At 20.4% G+C, this 514-nt stretch carries 1 protein-coding gene; it reads right to left on the bottom strand.

Annotated features, from left to right (window positions below; all coding sequences use genetic code 11):
- Window positions 1-44: 44 nt before the first annotated feature.
- A partial coding sequence (locus tag OL66_RS04400; RefSeq protein WP_034172428.1) for a hypothetical protein occupies window positions 45-514 on the bottom strand: 470 nt, incomplete at its 5' end.

Below are 514 nucleotides of genomic sequence, written 5' to 3'. Positions count from 1 at the left end.
CGATCTGAGCAATGTTTATTAATTTATTTTAAATATGGAAATAATTATTTCTTACGATAAGGTTTATACCAAGTTGTTTTTTTAGGATAGAGATATTTTTGGATTAAAGTTGGTTCATAGTAAAAAATATATAAACTATTGTATTTATTTTTCATGTTTATGATTGCTTCTAAGGTATGTGTTTTATCCTTAATAAATGGCATTTTTCCATCATGATAGATAAATATAATATTTTGGGGACAATTAATAATTGACTTAGACATTAATTCGCCTTTGTTTTGATTAATTGTTTTGTGAAATGAGACTTTTTTGTAATAATTAGGATCAATATTTTTATGTATAAAGATAATAGCTTTATTAGTGTTTTTTACTTTAATGTTATGAATTGTATTATTTAGAGTCTCTTTTTTTACTTTTATTTTAAAAGTACTTTTGATTTGATAGTTTAATTTAAATGTTGAATGTGCTTTAATAAAATAAGAATTAATGTTAAGTAATAGTATTAATATATTTA

Origin of the sequence: Chrysanthemum yellows phytoplasma, assembly GCF_000803325.1 — a bacterium.
Classification (GTDB): domain Bacteria; phylum Bacillota_I; class Bacilli_A; order Acholeplasmatales; family Acholeplasmataceae; genus Phytoplasma; species Phytoplasma asteris.
Note: the sequence above shows the minus strand (reverse complement) of the source record. Positions and strands in the feature narration are given on the sequence as shown.